This is a genomic window from Pseudovibrio flavus, from assembly GCF_009711345.1.
In the GTDB taxonomy this organism is placed as follows: Bacteria; Pseudomonadota; Alphaproteobacteria; order Rhizobiales; family Stappiaceae; genus Pseudovibrio; species Pseudovibrio flavus.
This window is the reverse complement of record NZ_SMMA01000065.1, coordinates 283,859-299,530: the sequence shown is the minus strand read 5'-3', so window position 1 is coordinate 299,530 and position 15,672 is coordinate 283,859. Positions and strand designations below refer to the sequence as shown.

General features: G+C 51.7%; 17 protein-coding genes and 2 tRNA genes. 5 read left to right on the top strand and 14 right to left on the bottom strand.

Going from position 1 to position 15,672, the window contains the following annotated elements; genetic code table 11:
- Window positions 1–186: 186 nt before the first annotated feature.
- Both E1162_RS16545 and yacG read right to left on the bottom strand, forming a co-directional pair.
- Window positions 187–1,794, bottom strand: coding sequence for a bifunctional metallophosphatase/5'-nucleotidase (locus tag E1162_RS16545; protein ID WP_155133478.1), 1,608 nt, complete (start codon window positions 1,792–1,794; stop codon window positions 187–189).
- 193 nt (window positions 1,795–1,987) lie between these two features.
- The gene (gene yacG, locus E1162_RS16540) at window positions 1,988–2,173 is read right to left on the bottom strand and encodes a DNA gyrase inhibitor YacG (RefSeq protein ID WP_155133475.1); all 186 of its coding nucleotides are present in this window, start codon (window positions 2,171–2,173) and stop codon (window positions 1,988–1,990) included.
- Between the two features lie 154 nt (window positions 2,174–2,327).
- Here yacG and E1162_RS16535 point away from each other — a divergent pair, with 154 nt between their 5' ends.
- On the top strand, window positions 2,328–2,696 hold the full coding sequence (locus E1162_RS16535; protein ID WP_155133472.1) for a hypothetical protein: 369 nt from the start codon (window positions 2,328–2,330) through the stop codon (window positions 2,694–2,696).
- Window positions 2,697–2,702: 6 nt separating this feature from the next.
- Here the strand turns inward: E1162_RS16535 and E1162_RS16530 are convergent, their stop codons facing one another.
- The 8 genes from E1162_RS16530 to E1162_RS19610 all read right to left on the bottom strand — a co-directional run bounded on the left by E1162_RS16530 (window position 2,703) and on the right by E1162_RS19610 (window position 8,472).
- Entirely contained in the window at window positions 2,703–3,338 is a 636-nt protein-coding gene (locus E1162_RS16530; RefSeq protein WP_155133469.1) for a Maf family nucleotide pyrophosphatase, read from the bottom strand.
- A gap of 59 nt (window positions 3,339–3,397) precedes the next feature.
- Window positions 3,398–3,616, bottom strand: coding sequence for a translation initiation factor IF-1 (gene infA, locus E1162_RS16525; protein ID WP_155133466.1), 219 nt, complete (start codon window positions 3,614–3,616; stop codon window positions 3,398–3,400).
- Window positions 3,617–3,884: 268 nt separating this feature from the next.
- A complete protein-coding gene (locus E1162_RS16520) occupies window positions 3,885–4,322 on the bottom strand; it encodes an arsenate-mycothiol transferase ArsC (RefSeq protein ID WP_155133463.1) in 438 nt (145 codons plus the stop codon).
- A gap of 4 nt (window positions 4,323–4,326) precedes the next feature.
- Window positions 4,327–4,839, bottom strand: a complete 513-nt coding sequence (locus E1162_RS16515; protein WP_155133460.1) for a UPF0262 family protein — start codon at window positions 4,837–4,839, stop codon at window positions 4,327–4,329.
- A gap of 39 nt (window positions 4,840–4,878) precedes the next feature.
- Window positions 4,879–6,174: a histidinol dehydrogenase gene (gene hisD, locus E1162_RS16510; protein WP_155133457.1), complete on the bottom strand. Its 1,296-nt coding sequence runs from the start codon at window positions 6,172–6,174 to the stop codon at window positions 4,879–4,881.
- Window positions 6,175–6,231: 57 nt separating this feature from the next.
- Entirely contained in the window at window positions 6,232–6,657 is a 426-nt protein-coding gene (locus E1162_RS16505) for a DUF2948 family protein (RefSeq protein ID WP_155133454.1), read from the bottom strand.
- Between the two features lie 109 nt (window positions 6,658–6,766).
- Entirely contained in the window at window positions 6,767–8,056 is a 1,290-nt protein-coding gene (murA, locus tag E1162_RS16500; RefSeq protein ID WP_155133451.1) for a UDP-N-acetylglucosamine 1-carboxyvinyltransferase, read from the bottom strand.
- 263 nt (window positions 8,057–8,319) lie between these two features.
- Window positions 8,320–8,472, bottom strand: a complete 153-nt coding sequence (locus E1162_RS19610; protein ID WP_257099060.1) for a hypothetical protein — start codon at window positions 8,470–8,472, stop codon at window positions 8,320–8,322.
- 264 nt (window positions 8,473–8,736) lie between these two features.
- On the opposite strand from E1162_RS19610, the gene E1162_RS16495 reads away from it, so the two are divergent.
- The 3 genes from E1162_RS16495 to E1162_RS16485 all read left to right on the top strand — a co-directional run bounded on the left by E1162_RS16495 (window position 8,737) and on the right by E1162_RS16485 (window position 9,778).
- Window positions 8,737–8,811 (top strand) — tRNA-Thr (locus tag E1162_RS16495).
- 29 nt (window positions 8,812–8,840) lie between these two features.
- Window positions 8,841–8,915: transfer RNA gene (locus tag E1162_RS16490), tRNA-Thr, on the top strand.
- A gap of 674 nt (window positions 8,916–9,589) precedes the next feature.
- Window positions 9,590–9,778: a hypothetical protein gene (locus E1162_RS16485; RefSeq protein ID WP_155133448.1), complete on the top strand. Its 189-nt coding sequence runs from the start codon at window positions 9,590–9,592 to the stop codon at window positions 9,776–9,778.
- Window positions 9,779–9,826: 48 nt separating this feature from the next.
- Here E1162_RS16485 and E1162_RS16480 read toward each other — a convergent pair whose 3' ends face one another.
- Window positions 9,827–10,333, bottom strand: a complete 507-nt coding sequence (locus E1162_RS16480; protein WP_155133445.1) for a response regulator — start codon at window positions 10,331–10,333, stop codon at window positions 9,827–9,829.
- Window positions 10,334–10,608: 275 nt separating this feature from the next.
- Between E1162_RS16480 and hemA the strand changes: the two genes are divergently transcribed.
- Window positions 10,609–11,901, top strand: coding sequence for a 5-aminolevulinate synthase (gene hemA / locus E1162_RS16475; protein ID WP_155133442.1), 1,293 nt, complete (start codon window positions 10,609–10,611; stop codon window positions 11,899–11,901).
- Between the two features lie 52 nt (window positions 11,902–11,953).
- On the opposite strand, the gene E1162_RS16470 is transcribed toward hemA, so the two are convergent.
- From E1162_RS16470 to E1162_RS16460, 3 genes are all read right to left on the bottom strand, one after another.
- Window positions 11,954–13,132 (bottom strand): EAL domain-containing protein, encoded by a 1,179-nt coding sequence (locus tag E1162_RS16470; protein ID WP_155133439.1) that lies wholly within the window; start codon window positions 13,130–13,132, stop codon window positions 11,954–11,956.
- Window positions 13,133–13,254: 122 nt separating this feature from the next.
- The gene (gene ccoS, locus E1162_RS16465) at window positions 13,255–13,431 is read right to left on the bottom strand and encodes a cbb3-type cytochrome oxidase assembly protein CcoS (protein WP_155133436.1); all 177 of its coding nucleotides are present in this window, start codon (window positions 13,429–13,431) and stop codon (window positions 13,255–13,257) included.
- Between the two features lie 36 nt (window positions 13,432–13,467).
- Window positions 13,468–15,672 (bottom strand): cation-translocating P-type ATPase, encoded by a 2,205-nt coding sequence (locus E1162_RS16460; RefSeq protein WP_155133433.1) that lies wholly within the window; start codon window positions 15,670–15,672, stop codon window positions 13,468–13,470.

The window sequence follows — 15,672 nt, the reverse complement described above, 5'->3', positions numbered from 1 at the left end:
TTGCCCCGTGAGGTGAGCGTCTTATAGAAAGAGCCTGACCTAATGTCTAGAACACAATTGCCCTTTTTCAACAATTGCGATGCCATTTTTTCAAATTGCGTATTTTCACCAATTAATTAGGCAATTCAGCAAGGCAAAAGGGCGGCCCGAAGACCGCCCTTTCCCACAAAACCTAACGTCAAGTGCTTACTTTGCTGTTGCGTCGGTAATACGGCCATCAAGGTATGGCTTGTATTCACCGTTCGCAGCCAGATAGTCAGCAACCACGTTTTCAAGGCCTGGACCGTAGTCGTATGCGTTCATGCCCTTGGAAGCGAAGATCTTGTAGCCATCGCCACCGCTGCGAACATAGTTGTTCGTCGCGACCTTGTAGACCTTGTCGTCTTCGATTGCGCTGCCATCAGCAAGCATGAGAGCTACAACGCGCTCACCAGCTGGCTTAGAGCCGTCGAAGCTATACTTCAGGCCTGCAACCTGGGCAAAGCGTCCTGCACCGTCTTCCAGCTTGGAGAGGCCGTTCTCGATAGCTTCCTTGATGTAACGACCTTCAAGATCAAATGTCGCCAGAGTGTTCTGGAAAGGAAGAACTGTGAGCACTTCGCCCATGGTCACTTCGCCACCGTCGATGGAAGCACGCAGACCACCACCGTTCTGGATCGCAATCTGAACGCCCTGATCTTTGGTCGCGCTGAGGATAGCGTCAGCAACGAGATTGCCCATTTCACACTCACGGGCGCGGCAGTTGCTGCGATCACCATCAATCGGCGCAGCAGAGGAACCTACAACGGTCTGACGGATCTCTTCCAGCGGGCCTGCAAGCTCTGCAACACGGGCCTTAATAGTTGCATCTTCAGCAATGGTGCCATCAACGATTACAGGCTCACCAGCAGCTTCGATGATGTCGCCGTTGTCGTCGAACTTGACGTTCAGCTCACCAAGGAACTTGCCGTAAGCATAGGCCTGCACGATTGCGGTCTTGCTTCCATCTGGACCATCAACCCAAGTTGGGTACGGGCCTTTTGCCTTTTCAGAGGTGTTGGAGAGGTATGTGTTGGTGTGGCCACCAACGATCACATCAATGCCGCCTACAGCTGCTGCAACGCCTTTATCAATCTCGTAACCGGAGTGACTGAGAACAACGATCTTGTTCACGCCTTCAGCGGTCAGCGCCTCTACCTGCGCCTTAACAGCAGAGATAGGATCAGAGAAGGTTACGTTTTTGCCTGGGCTTGCAAGCTCGTGCGTATCTTCTGGCGTAAGGCCGATCAGACCAACCTTCTCGCCACCAATTTCCAGTGTGATTGCAGGCTTCAGAACTTCTGCCAGAGCAGGTTCTTTGGAAACATCAGCGTTTGCAAGCAGAACAGGGAAATCAACGGTGTCCATGAAGCCACGCAGCACTTCTGGACCATCATCGAACTCATGGTTGCCGACGGTCATTGCGTCGTAACCAATTGCGTTCATGAACTCAGCTGCAGCCTGACCCTTATAGTAGGTGTAGAACAGGGAACCCTGGAACTGGTCACCGCCATCAACGAGGATGGAGTTCTCGTGCGCTGCGCGGCGATCCTTTACAGCAGAGATCAAACGCGCAGAACCACCAAAGCACTTGCCTGCTGCGTTATCTTCTTCCTTACAGCCGGAATCGTATTTGTTGATCGGCTCAATACGGCTATGGAAGTCGTTTGTATGCAGAATTGTCAGCTCGTAATCAGCCAGCGCTGGCGTTGCAGCCCCCGCCATAAGCGCAGATACAGCTACGCCGCAAAGCGCATTTGCAAAAACTTTTGTCATAAAAAAATGCCTTCAATACGCGGAGCTGCACCGGCAAGTTCCAAGGAACACAACCAGACAGCGACGCCCTACCACTCTTACGATAGGTACAATCGCGTATTCACATGTCGGAGGCAAGACAAAGACTAAAATTTATTGCAAGACCTGCAAAATTTTATGAGATGCGCAGGTAACGACGTAAAGTGATGCGCAGTTATTGCGCTTCGTCGCGATAATCTTGGAAATCCTGTTCCTGATCATCGGATGGAATAGCGTAGCTTCCAGACAACCAGCGATTCAAATCCACCTGCTTGCAGCGATCAGAACAAAACGGGGAGTGAGCCTCAACAACCGCCTTATCGCAGATCGGACAAACAGCGTCTTTCTTGCTTTTTACCATTGGCTCAATCCTTTCCCTCAAAGATAGCAGTCTGCCCTGACAGACTGTGAGACCTATATTATCTGCCTAGTTACAATTTCCTAATCTCACTGGGCAGTTATAACGGTTATTATCGGTGCGATACACTTCCGCCTTCGAGGGAGGATTGCGTACCATGTCCAACGACATCTCATGGATACTTGCTTGCAAGCCGTTGATTAGAGAGGCTGACCGCTTTTCCGCACTTATGGGAGAGCTGACAGCCAGCGTACAAACCAATGAGCCGGAAACGCACTCCTACGTGTGGTATCTAGCTCCTGATGGCAGTCGCTGCGAAATCTACGCAAGCTTTACCGGCAATGCAGGCGCCCTCTTCCACCTCAACCGCCTAAAGGAAGATGGTATAGAGCCTTTCCGAAAGGTGCTGGAGCCAACTTCACTCGCAGTTTACGGGCATGCATCACGGGAGCTGAAAGGATTGCTACACGAGCTCTTTCTACCACCGGTCCTACTACAAACCGTAGGGGGCTTTGTGCGCCCCTAAGCCCAATCAATCCTGCGGAATATCAATCTGCGCCCAGTTCTCCTGCACCGGATACCCCTGCCCTGACAGAAGGTTTGCAGCTTCCATAAGCGGCAAACCAACCACGTTGGTGTAGGAACCGATAAGGCGGGCTACAAAGCTGCCACCAAGGCCTTGAATGGCATAGCCACCGGCCTTTCCGCGCCATTCACCCGATGCAAGATAGTTTTTCATATCCTGCGAGCTTAGCCGGCGGAAACGCACCCGTGTTTCAACGAGCTTTGTGCGCACAAGGCCCTCAGGCGTATTCACTGAAACGCCTGTGAAAACCTTATGTACACGACCGGAAAGCAGCTCAAGGCACGCATTTGCCTGCTCGCGGCTTTCTGCTTTTGGCAAAATCCGGCGACCAACAGCAACCACAGTATCTGCGGACAGCACAATAGCGCCTGCCCGCTCTGGCGTACGGTCAATCAAAACGCGCGCGGCGATGCCTTTTTCCCTCGCAAGGCGTGTTGCCAAAGAGCGAGGGCTCTCGCCACGGGTTGGCGTTTCATCAATATTGGCAGGAAGCAGGTAATCGGGCTCAATGCCGATTTGTTGCAGCAAAGCCAGTCGACGCGGCGATCCAGATGCCAACACCAAGGGCTGTTTTGCGCTCATTGCTCCCCCTCAAAATGACGATACAGCGCCCCGACGCGCCGTCCAAGAAACAACCGGACTTACTTGAAACGGTAAATAATACGGCCTTTGGTCAGGTCGTAAGGTGTCATTTCTACAGTCACCTTGTCACCTGCCAGAACGCGGATGCGGTTCTTACGCATACGGCCTGCGGTGTGCGCGATGATTTCGTGGTCGTTTTCAAGTTTCACGCGAAAAGTGGCGTTTGGAAGGAGTTCGACGACAACGCCCGGAAACTCCAACATTTCTTCTTTAGCCATATGACTTCCTGATCAGGTTTGTTCAATTGCGGCGGAACCTAACGGATTACAGTCCGAAAGGGAACACTAATCTGTTAATAGTTCGCTTGGTTCGGCGCAGTTTTACGCCGAATTTATAGGCTTTCACAAGCTGCGGGCCACAAAGTTTTGTGCAGGTGTGATGGTTTGGTGCAAATTAACCACTTAACCCGAACGATTTTAGCATGATAGCACCCGTGGCAAAGACCCAAATTTAGCAGACTGAAGAATCCGAGGTGCTACAATTTGGCTAGCTGGAACCAATGCGCTGGCGGATTTTTGTCTCCAGCGTATCGCGAACAGAGCGGTAGGCATTAATGATTTGTTCGCGGCTACCGGTCGCCAGTGTCGGGTCCATTGTCGGCCAGTACTCAACATCGACCGACTGGGTGCGGGTAAGCTCCAACGCCATGTGATGCGCCTCTGGAGCCAAGGTAATGATCAGATCAAAACCGTCTTCCTGCAAGTCTTCGAAGGTCTTAGGCCTATGGTTGGCAAGGGAAAAGCCCTTTTCCTCCATTACAGCATCAACGAAGGGGTCGCGCTCTCCGGCAAAAACACCGCAAGAACGTACATAGACCTTCTTGGGAAACAGCAGGGAGGTTAGCCCCTCGGCCATAGGCGAGCGAACCGCATTCATTCTGCAGATGAATAGAACCGCGCCCGGACCGTTTCCATTCGTGCTCATGGAGCTACCCCGCAAGTCTCAGTGAACAAATGAGGGTAAACAAGCGGCGTGCGGTCTGATGGTCGATGTCAATCTTCCCTTTCAAACGCTCTTCCAAAATGCTTGCACCATCATTGTGAACACCGCGCCTGCCCATATCGATCGCCTCGATCTGGCTAGGGGTCGCAGAACGGATAGCTTCAAAGTAGCTGTCACAAATGAGGAAGTAGTCTTTGATAATGCGCCGGAACGGCGTCAAAGACAGAATGTGGGTGGTGACCTCGCTGCCGCATTCGTCGCGGATCATGAATACAAGCTTGCGCTTGGCCAGTGCGAGGTCCAGTCGGTAAGGGCCACAGTTGGCCCCCACCGGAGAAAACCGATTATCTTCAACAAGGTCAAAGATTGCGACTTTACGCTCTCTCTCAACATCCTTGTTAGAACGCAGAATAGACTCGGGATCCAGCACCACTTCGAACAAGCGCTCGCTGGTCTGCTCCTGCTCCGCCGAGTTGTTGCCGGAAACTGAATCGTTCATCAATATCTGCTCATCGGAATGAAATCGGGATTACTCTAACTACAGGTCTAACCTGATAGCAACCGACTTACCATGTGCGTGCAATCCCTCAGTCTCAGCTAAGTTAATGGCTGCAGGACCGATTTTTGCAAGGTTTTCTGCATTACAGCGCAGCAAGGATGTACGCTTTACAAACTCCAGAACGGACAAGCCGGAGGAGAACTTTGCAGAGCGTGCTGTTGGAAGCACATGGTTGGAGCCGCCAACATAGTCACCGATTGCCTCTGGCGTGAAATGGCCCATGAAGACAGCACCTGCGTTGCGCATCTTTGGCAGCAGGCTATCAGGATCATTTACGCATAGCTCAAGGTGCTCTGGCGCAAAACGGTTGGAAAGCACCATCGCCTGATCGAGATCCTTGGCCACAATGATTGCGCCAAACTCATTCCAGCTTTGACGGGCAACATCAGCGCGAGGAAGAATAGCAAGTTCCTTCTCGACCTCTTCAGCAGCGGCCTTTGCCAGTTCAGCACTATCAGTAATAAGGATCGACTGCGCTACCGCGTCGTGCTCTGCCTGAGACAGAAGATCTACAGCAACCCAATTAGGGTTCGCGCTGTCATCTGCAACGACCAGAATTTCCGAAGGGCCGGCAATCATATCGATGCCGACAATGCCGAATACACGGCGCTTTGCAGCGGCGACGAATGCATTTCCCGGACCAACGATCTTGCTGACTGGCTTGATGGTTTCAGTACCATAAGCGAGAGCCGCAACAGCCTGTGCACCACCGATTTTGTAGATCTCGGTAACACCTGCGATTTTTGCAGCAGCCAGAACGGCAGGGTTCAGCACACCATCCGGGCTTGGAACGACCATGACAATGCGTTCTACGCCAGCAACTTTGGCTGGAACAACGTTCATGAGAACGGATGATGGATAGCTCGCAGTGCCACCTGGCACATAAACACCAACGGCTTCAACTGCGGTCCAGATAGAGCCCAGTTCTACACCAATCGGGTCCATGTAGCGCATGCTCTCAGGCATCTGCTTTTCATGGTGGAAGCGAATACGCTGCTGTGCTAGTTCAAGTGCCTTGTAGGTTTCTTCCGGCACTTGCGCGATTGCAGCTTCAATCTCTTCGGCGCTTACTTTGAGGTCTGCAACGGAATTAGCCGGCAGACGATCAAACTTCTGCGTATACTCCAGAAGGGCCGCATCACCTCTTTCATGTACATGATGCAGAATATCGCGGACCACATGATCCACGTCCTCGGAAACTTCACGCTTGCTTGTCAGCAAACGGTTGATTTCATCTTCAAAATTCTGCTGATCGAAAGAAAGTACTACGGCCATTGGCTTGTATATCCGAAGGGTTTGATAGCGCTAATGCTTTGTTTGATTTGCGATTAGCTAGTCCAGCTCGTGATGCGGCCGGTTACTTGTTGCCCAACGGGCTCCAAGGTCAGCAAGCTGCACCTCGAGACACTCAACGTTTGCTGCCATAGCAGCTCCGCCTGAGAACTCCAAGATCAAACGACCACCCGGTTCAATTTCTGGTTGGAAACGCAACGCCAACAGAGACAAAACCGTGTCCTTATTCGCCTGATCAATGTTTTTGCATTGAAGGCTCTCAATGCGGGAAATGCGCAAAACAGCCCGATGGCGCTGGTTGGTGTCCGGGGCGCTTTCAGCCTCGTCCCACGCAAACCGGTTCATAGCCACAACAAGTTGTTTTTCTTTTGGGAAATATTGGATGTCACCGACCTTAAGTACGGCATCCTGAACCATTGTCGATACAACGGTGAGGTCTTCTTCATCCAGAGCAGCCAGCTTCATAGTGCCTTTTCTCTCCTTACCTCGTTCAGGGAGGCCGGCGGTTCCACAATAGAACACCGGCAATTGGTCGGGCGCTTCATCGCTATTGGAAAAAGCGCCCACCCATTAGTTAGGCAGAGATGCGCTCAATTACAGCCCCACAGGCTGACAATTTATCTTCAAGGCGCTCAAAACCACGATCAAGATGATAAACGCGGCTCACTTCTGTTTCGCCTTCGGCCACAAGGCCTGCGATAACGAGGGAAACGGAAGCGCGCAGGTCGGTTGCCATAACAGGTGCACCGATAAGGTGATCTACGCCGTGAACTGTTGCGACCTGACCATCAAGAGAAATGCGAGCGCCAAGACGAGCCAGCTCCTGCACATGCATGAAGCGGTTTTCGAAGATGGTCTCCGTGATCTTGCTGGTGCCCTTTGCGCGGGTCATCAGCGCCATAAACTGCGCCTGCAAGTCAGTCGGGAAGCCGGGGAATGGATCAGTCACAATATCAACTGGCTCGATACCGTTGCCATTGCGGAAAATCTTGATGCCGTTTTCTACTTCGGTGATTTCGGTGCCAGTGCGTGAGAGAACCTCAAAAGCAGACTGAAGCAGGTCAGCGCGCGCGCCTTCCAGCACCACTTCACCACCAGTCATCGCAACAGCCATTGCGTAGGTACCGGTCTCGATACGGTCAGCAACAACAGGATGACGGTAGGCATGGAGGCCTTCTACGCCCTGAATGTGGAGTGTATCTGTGCCGATGCCTTCAATCTTAGCGCCCATGCCAACGAGGCAGTTTGCAAGATCAGTTACTTCTGGCTCACGCGCTGCGTTTTCAATAACGGTTTCACCCTTTGCAAGGGTTGCCGCCATCATAATGGTGTGGGTCGCGCCAACAGACACTTTAGGGAAGACAACGCGTCCGCCCTTCAGGCCGCCATTAGTGTCCGCCACAATGTAACCGCGGTCGATATCGATATTCGCGCCGAGCGCTTTAAGACCATCAATAAAGAAGTCAACCGGACGGGTACCGATTGCACAGCCACCAGGCAGAGAAACGCGCGCCTGACCCATGCGAGCCAACAACGGGCCAATAACCCAGAAACTTGCGCGCATTTTGGATACGAGATCATAAGGCGCGGTAGTATCAACGATACCAGAGGCGGACAGATGCAGTGTCTGGCCCGCAAGCAGGTTCTGGCCTGCGCGTTTGCCATCTACAGAATAGTCAACACCATGATTGGACAGAATTTGCATCAACTGTGCGACGTCACGCAGCCGCGGAACATTTTCCAGCGTCAGTGTCTCTTCAGTCAGAAGAGAGGCAATCATCAATGGTAGTGCTGCGTTCTTTGCACCAGAAATGGGAAGCGTGCCGTGAAGCTTATTGCCACCCACAATACGAATTTTGTCCATTCAGCTTTAAACCCCAAACAATGAAGTGGCCGAGCAGGCCCTACGAGTTAATCTCGTCCTCTAACACTAGCCATAAGGCAGAAGCAAGGCGTGGCATGCCATTGCATCCGCTAAAAATTAACACAAAGCAGCTTAATGACTGCTTCACGACCCAAAACGGCCTCAGCCAAGGACATAATTAGAGGAGAATGGCAAGTTACCCCGCCCTGCTCTGTCCTTAATCTCTCAATCGAGATGGCTTGGCGCAAAGGTCGTTCCAAAGGTTACTCTTCACCCTCAGCGCTCTGCTTTTTTGTAGCCTGCTTGCGTCTTCTAAGATTGGCTCTCAGTTTTTCAGCCAGTCGTGCGTCTTTATCCGCCTTGGCGGACGCCTTCGCGCTCACCTTTTTTTCTGTAGGCTTTTCGCTTTCAGACATTTTGATCCCCTTAAGTTGGAGATTTATTAGCTCAGTAATAAGCTGAGGCCTACTCTAACTTGGTAAGGACACGTACAAAATAAGTCCAAATTTCCCCAGTTCGTCGCATTTCCACACAAATGGAAAAAATGCACTTGCGCAGGAAATAAGGTTATGGCAAAAGCCACCTCGTCAGCGGGGAACGCCTCCCTGACACGCTGATTGACTCTGTCAAATAGCGATAAGGTCTTGAAAATGAAAGCTTTTATAGCTTTTCTCTGGAATGCTGCGGTAGCTCAGTGGTAGAGCGCACCCTTGGTAAGGGTGAGGTCGGGAGTTCAATCCTCCCTCGCAGCACCATTCAGAAAGTCAAGATCGCTTCTTTGGAAGCTGCGGTAGCTCAGTGGTAGAGCGCACCCTTGGTAAGGGTGAGGTCGGGAGTTCAATCCTCCCTCGCAGCACCATCCTCCCCCACACAAAATCAAATAGTTACGGCAATATTGCTGTGCGCTTCATGCGTATTCCATTCGTTTACGATTATTGTTCAGCGCAAATTCGGCTTTCTTGGCTAGCACTATTCCTTGGCGCGGCATTAGCGCTGCCAACTCGTTCTTGATCGAGCCTATAGTCCTACCCTTCGGGGACGTTTTTTTTCGTAGGTTACACGATCAAGTTTCCTCCAGATTGTTGCATGACCACTCGTTCAGCTTGGAGAGGCATCTTCATCTGTGCCATCTCCTCTAAGCGCGACTACTAACAAACACAGTTTGGTGTGAACATCCCATCCCTTGAAGCGATCAAACCGCAACATCAGGCTCTCAGCCACTGAAATTTCGAATCACTGGACCAGAAAACACAACCAGTAATTTATTTATATCTGAGACTAAATTATTAGGTGAATTGAAATTCACACCCACTACCACCTACGGTAATTCACGCAGAGGACTAACGTGTCCTTTGCAACACAACCCTTCTCCAAACCGCTCTTTTTCTCTGCCTCACCTTTACACTGCACCAGAGTGGAGCATGCTTTTAGCCGCATAAACTATCGGGAATATCAGTTTGGCTGACCGCTGCGTTGTCCTAAACAGACCGGACAAGCCGTCAGCCCTGTATATTTTGGGTCTGGAGGATTTAGATGGATCAAGTAGCGACACCTGTTCGCAGGGAGCCTGTAGCGACAGGGGCATTTTCGGAAGCTGAATTTCAGCTTCTCAAGTATCAACTAGAGGAAAAAGAGTTCAGACGCCTTATCCGGCTTGCGACAACTCTTTCTCCTGATAAGTGGGCAAGCGCATCCGCCTTCATTGAAGAGTTGGCTGATTAAGCCTTACCGCAAACGTCTCGCCAGACCATCCACGGCCACGATGGGCCGCTAGATCATCTGGCTACCTGATGTCGGAGGGGTGTTTGGCGACGTCCACTTTTTTGGATGGGTGCGAACCTCACGAGGAGCAGGACCGAAATATCCCGCCGACTTCACAAAGTCTCTAGGTTGCAGAATTACGCTCATAATGCGCTGGTGAAGCGCCTTCGCCGAGATCGGTTTGCACAGCAATTCATGCACGCCCAGCTTTCTTGCTTCAAGAATTCGTGAACGCTCTGTGTGCGCCGTTACCATAATGATTGGCGTATAGGCATGAGGGTTATCCGGGTTGCGGATGATGCGCACCATGTCAGCGCCGTCGAGAATCGGCATAACCCAATCAAGAATAATAATATCAGGGTTTACGCGGTCCATAGCCTCAAGACCAGCGGCTCCGTCCTCGGCCTCGATAATTCGGCGAGCTCCAAAACCCTGCAGCATTGTGCGCAAAATTGTGCGCATGTAGGCGCTATCTTCAACTAACAAAAAGGAGAGCGATGAGAGATCAATGCTCATCAATTTGCCTCCCAAATCGTGATTATCATAATGTTCAATTTATATTTGTATTTACTCTTACAGAAAACTAGTTATCTGTATCTACGAAATTCGGCAAGAATGTAAGATGGTCGCAGGTATAAGAAGATAAAAATAGTCTAGGATTGACCGAACATACCCACGCGGGATTAATGCACTTAAAAAGCGAACCCGCGTCAAAATGACCTGCGACATTCAGGACCACCTAGGCTATGGTTCAGGAAATCCTAAAGTGGTTTTCGCACAAGGAATAATCGATGAATTATCAGGGCATCTTCAGTGAGGCTATAACTTCTCTGAAAGAGGAAAAACGCTACAGAATCTTTGCAGATCTGGAGCGAATTTCGGGTCGCTTCCCTTATGCAATCTGGCGCCCTGACGAAAATATCTGGCCGAGCAACTCCAACGAGCGGGAAATTGTCGTTTGGTGTTCAAACGACTATCTGGGAATGGGACAACACGAGGTTGTAACCAACGCACTTTGCGACACTGTTAAAAGCATGGGCGCAGGCGCTGGTGGCACACGTAACATCTCTGGAACCAACCATCCTCTCGTTCAGTTGGAACATGAGCTTGCAGACCTTCACAGCAAAGAGGCTGCACTGGTCTTCACCTCCGGATATGTGTCTAACGAGGCATCTATCTCGACCATTGCAAAGCTATTGCCTGACTGCCTTATTCTTTCCGACGAGCTGAACCATGCATCCATGATCGCGGGTGTTCGTGGTGCTGGTACCGCAAAGAAAATCTGGCGTCACAATGACCTTGAGCATCTGGAAGATCTGCTGCGTGAAGCCGGTTCGGACCGCGCCAAACTGATTGCTTTTGAATCTGTCTACTCCATGGACGGCGACATTGCTCCTATCGAGCGCATTGCCGACCTTGCGGACAAATACAACGCGATGACCTACATCGACGAAGTACACGCTGTTGGCATGTACGGCCCACGTGGTGGCGGTATTTGTGAACGCGACGACGTCATGGACCGCATCGACGTGATTGAAGGTACGTTAGCTAAAGCCTACGGTGTGCTGGGTGGTTACATCACCTCCAGTAAAGCGGTGGTGGATGCTGTGCGCTCTTACGCACCAGGCTTTATCTTCACCACAGCAATTCCTCCAGGGCTGGCAGCTGCCGCGACGGCTTCCATTCGCCATCTGAAGGGCTCTTCCGCTGAGCGTGAAGGCCAGCAGAGACAATCAGCCAAGACCAAAGAGGTTCTGAACGCTGCCGGTTTGCCGGTAATGCCGTCTGAAACCCACATCGTTCCTGTTCTTGTCGCTGATCCTGACCTTTGCAAGAAAGCATCTGACATGCTTCTTGAAAAGCACGGCATTTACATTCAGCCGATCAACTACCCAACAGTACCACGCGGCACCGAGCGCCTGCGTATTACTCCGGGTCCGTTCCACAACGACGCGTTGATCGAGCAGCTGCGCGATGCGCTTCTGGATGTTTGGCAAACCCTTGGCATTCAAACCAGAGGCTTTGAGCAGGACGATGAGGCTGTGACAGCCAAAAAGTTTCTGCATCATGCAGCAGGCGGCTAATTTTTCGCTGAGATAACGTTTTTGAAAGGGGCGGTTTTACCGCCCTTTTTGTTTAGCTGGGTGCTATTGTTTCAAGCGAGGTATTCGCCATTGGGCGGGAACCGTTCCTGCCCTTCCACGCCCGTAACCAAGCTCTTAGATCCGTCTGGGAGAGAGGCGGCGAATAGTAAAACCCTTGCAAGGTATCAACACCCACTGCTGCTAGCCGCTTGACTTGATCTTGCGTCTCCACGCCCTCTGCAACGCTCTTCAAACCAAGATTACGACACATCTGAACAATGGCTAGAATGACGGTATCCGCTTTTTTGTCATCTTCCATGGCTTGAATAAAGCGCCGATCAATTTTCAATGCATCGACTTCATGATCTGCGAGCCGCTCAAGGTTCGAATGGCCTGTTCCAAAATCATCTAGAGATACTAAAAACCCGAAACTGCGGAGCGTAGAGAGATTGATCTGAGCCTGCCTACTATCATGGATAGGTGCGGTTTCGGTAATCTCCAGTTCAATGGACTTGGGCGCAAGTTTCCACTTTTGCGCTTCGTTTTTCAGCCAAAGGGGGAGACTGTTATCTTCAAGGTCACGAGCCGATAGATTGACCGCCATGGAGATTACATTGCCAGAACGATGCAGGGCTGCCGTGGCCTCGATTGCCTGTGTCAGCACTTGACGAGTAAGCTCAGGAAGCCGGCCAATAGCTTCAACTTGCGGAAGAAAAGCGTCTGGCATCACCCTTTCATCAGGGGAAGGCATCCAACGCAGAAGAGCTTCAACACCTACAACATCTCCATTCGCAACCGATATCTGTGGCTGATAGTAGAGAACGAACTGGCGTTTCTCCAAAGCTTCAATGAGAAACTTGGCGGAGTATTCCATCTCCTCCGGAAACTTCTTGTCGTCAATTATCCGCCACCACCATCGGGGCTCGTCTTCCTTTACCCCCTCGCGTTTTCCCTCTTCATCAGCCGCGCTCATCGCCAACGAGTTAACGCCGCGAAGAACCTCATTGCGAAAAACATCCGTTAGTTGCAGTTGCCCTGCCACAAACAGGAAGGTTAAGGCCACTGCAAGACACAGGAAGGCAACTTCACAAGCAAGGAAAACGATTGGGGGAGCAAACAGCCAGAAGAGCGCTGCAAGGCTAATGACACTTCCTAACCGTGCGGTTAGGCGCTGGAAGGAAAGGCTCTGCTCGAAAGGTGTATCTGCAACGGAAACGAATGCGAAGCTCAAGCTTCTTCCCCCAACTGGTGCTGTTGTTAGCAGCCTATGGGAAAAACGCTCTTCAAGCCTATCTTCAATAGTGGTGAGCAAATATGCCGTGGCAGCAATTTGCTAGCGGTTCGCTTGGGTTACTAACCGTCGTTTTCTTGGGCCCGCTTGGGCCCTTCCACGTCGCTATCGTCCAAAATGCGCCACTTGGCCCCTTCCAAGTCCTCATACTGACCTGAACGCAGCGACCACAAGAATGCAGCAAGGCCTGCTCCACCTAAAAAGAGTGCTATTGGAATTAGATAGACAAGAATTTCCATTGTGCGAACTTCAGCCCTTTTGAACTAGGGGGCATCTTACTGTGATTTAGAAAGAAAGGACAAGCGCAGGCGTACTGCGTTCAAGGTTACAAGTATCGATGAGCCAGACATAGCCAATGCAGCAACCAGCGGCGTGACAAAACCCATAACGGCAATAGGCACAGCAAGGACGTTGTAGATGGCAGAAATCCAAAGGTTCTGCTGCATCAAAACATGGGCTCTACGGGCAATCTGAAGGCCATCGTAGATTGGACGAATGCTGTCACCCATAAAGACTGCATCCGAAGCTGATTGGGAGATATGGACGGCTGAAACGGGGGAAAGCGACACGTTGGCAGCGGCCAAAGCAGGTGCATCGTTCAAGCCGTCGCCCACCATCAGCACATTGCGCCCAGCCTGTTTTAGTTCTTCCACGCGAGCGATCTTGTCTTGCGGCTTAAGCTCGCCCTTCCATGCAGCAATACCAAGCTGGTCAGCAACATCCTTCACCGCGCTTTGTCTGTCGCCTGACAGGATTTCCAACTGGTAACCTTTTTTCTTCAAAAGGCGGATGACATCTTCCGCGTCGTCTCTCAGGCTTTGGCCGATAGGGAACAGGCGAGGCTCACTTTCGCCTTCAGCATAGGCAATAAAGGAAGCAGACGGGAACTGCTTCATAGCTTCAGCCAGCGTTTCTTCTGGCACTCCGCAGAATGCAGGAGAACCAAGCCTTCGCCATTGATCACCTTCCTTTGCCTCTACTCCCTTGCCTGCAATCTCCTTGGCACCGGTCACTGGCATCAAGGCGCCTGATGCCTTTGCAACGGCTATCGAGAGCGGATGGGTAGAACTTAGAGCCAACTGCCCTGCCCGTTGAAGCGCCTCATCCTCTTTATCCGCACTGATGAGCAGGGTCTGGTCCGGCATTGTCAGGGTGCCGGTTTTGTCAAAGATCACGGTGTCAGCAGCGGCAAGACGCTCGATAGCATCACCGGCATTGAGAAGTATGCGCTCTTTAAAGAACTGCCCGCTTGCAACCACCTGAACAGCCGGAATAGCCAAGGCCAAAGCACATGGGCAGGTGATGATGAGAACGGAAATTGCGATAACCAGAGAAGGCTGCCAGTTGAGCCCCAAAACAATCCAGCCAAGGAACGTGAGTAGCGCTGCTGCATGAACCACAGGCGCATATAGGCGCGAGGCTCTGTCCGCTATCTGCACATAGGTGGAGCGTCCTTCAAGAGCCGTTTCAAGCAGACGGTTGACTTCATCTAGAACCGTACCCTTAGCCGCTGCTGTGACGGATACAATCAGCGTGCCATGAGTGTTCATCGTGCCAGCAAAAACAGCATCCCCTGCTTTGACAGGTTCCAGCATGGTTTCGCCCGTCACCAAGCTCTGATCCAGCTCGCTTTCACCGGACTGCACAATGCCGTCAACAGAGATCCGCTCACCCGGGCGGATCATCACACGGTCACCAGCTCCAATTTTTGAAAGCGGCAACTCGGTCGTAGAGCCATCATCATTCAAGCGGCTGGCACTCTCGGCCTTAAGAACAGCGATATTCTCTGCAAAGCGGCGCGTCTTACGGCGCATCATGTGGTCGAGGTAGCGTCCTGCCAGCAGGAAGAACAGCAGCATGACAGCACTATCAAAATAGGCATGTTTGGCGTGCTGAATGGTTTGAACGAGCGATAGACCTGTTGCCAGCAACACACCGATAGAGATCGGCACGTCCATGTTGAGACGGCCAACCTTGATAGCCTTCACAGCGCTGGTAAAAAACGGCCGGCCTGCATAAACCACTGTTGGCATGGCAATCGCGGCGGATACCCAATGGAAAAAGGCGCGCGTTTCCATATCGATATCACTGGAATTGCCTGACCAGACCGAAATGGAAAGCAGCATGATATTCATTGCTGCAAAACCGGAAACGGCAAGCGCTTTGAGCAAAGTAGAGCCGACCTTGTCGCCTCGCTCCTTCACTCGTGCCGGATCAAATGGATAAGCCTTGTAGCCAAGAGCCTCCAGCTCATCGACCACTTGGGCTGGGTCGTGCGCTTCACTGGACCACTCGATTGACAGGCGGTGGCTGGATAGGTTTACGCGAGCTTTCTCGATACCATCCAGCCTTTGCAGCGCTCTTTCAATCTCGTACATGCAGGCGGCGCATGTAATGCCGTCCACGGCAAGGTCCATGTGCGCGTAGCCAGTATCCTTCACGGTTATGAAGGCGTCCCAATCCCTTGTATGGGCTGTCAT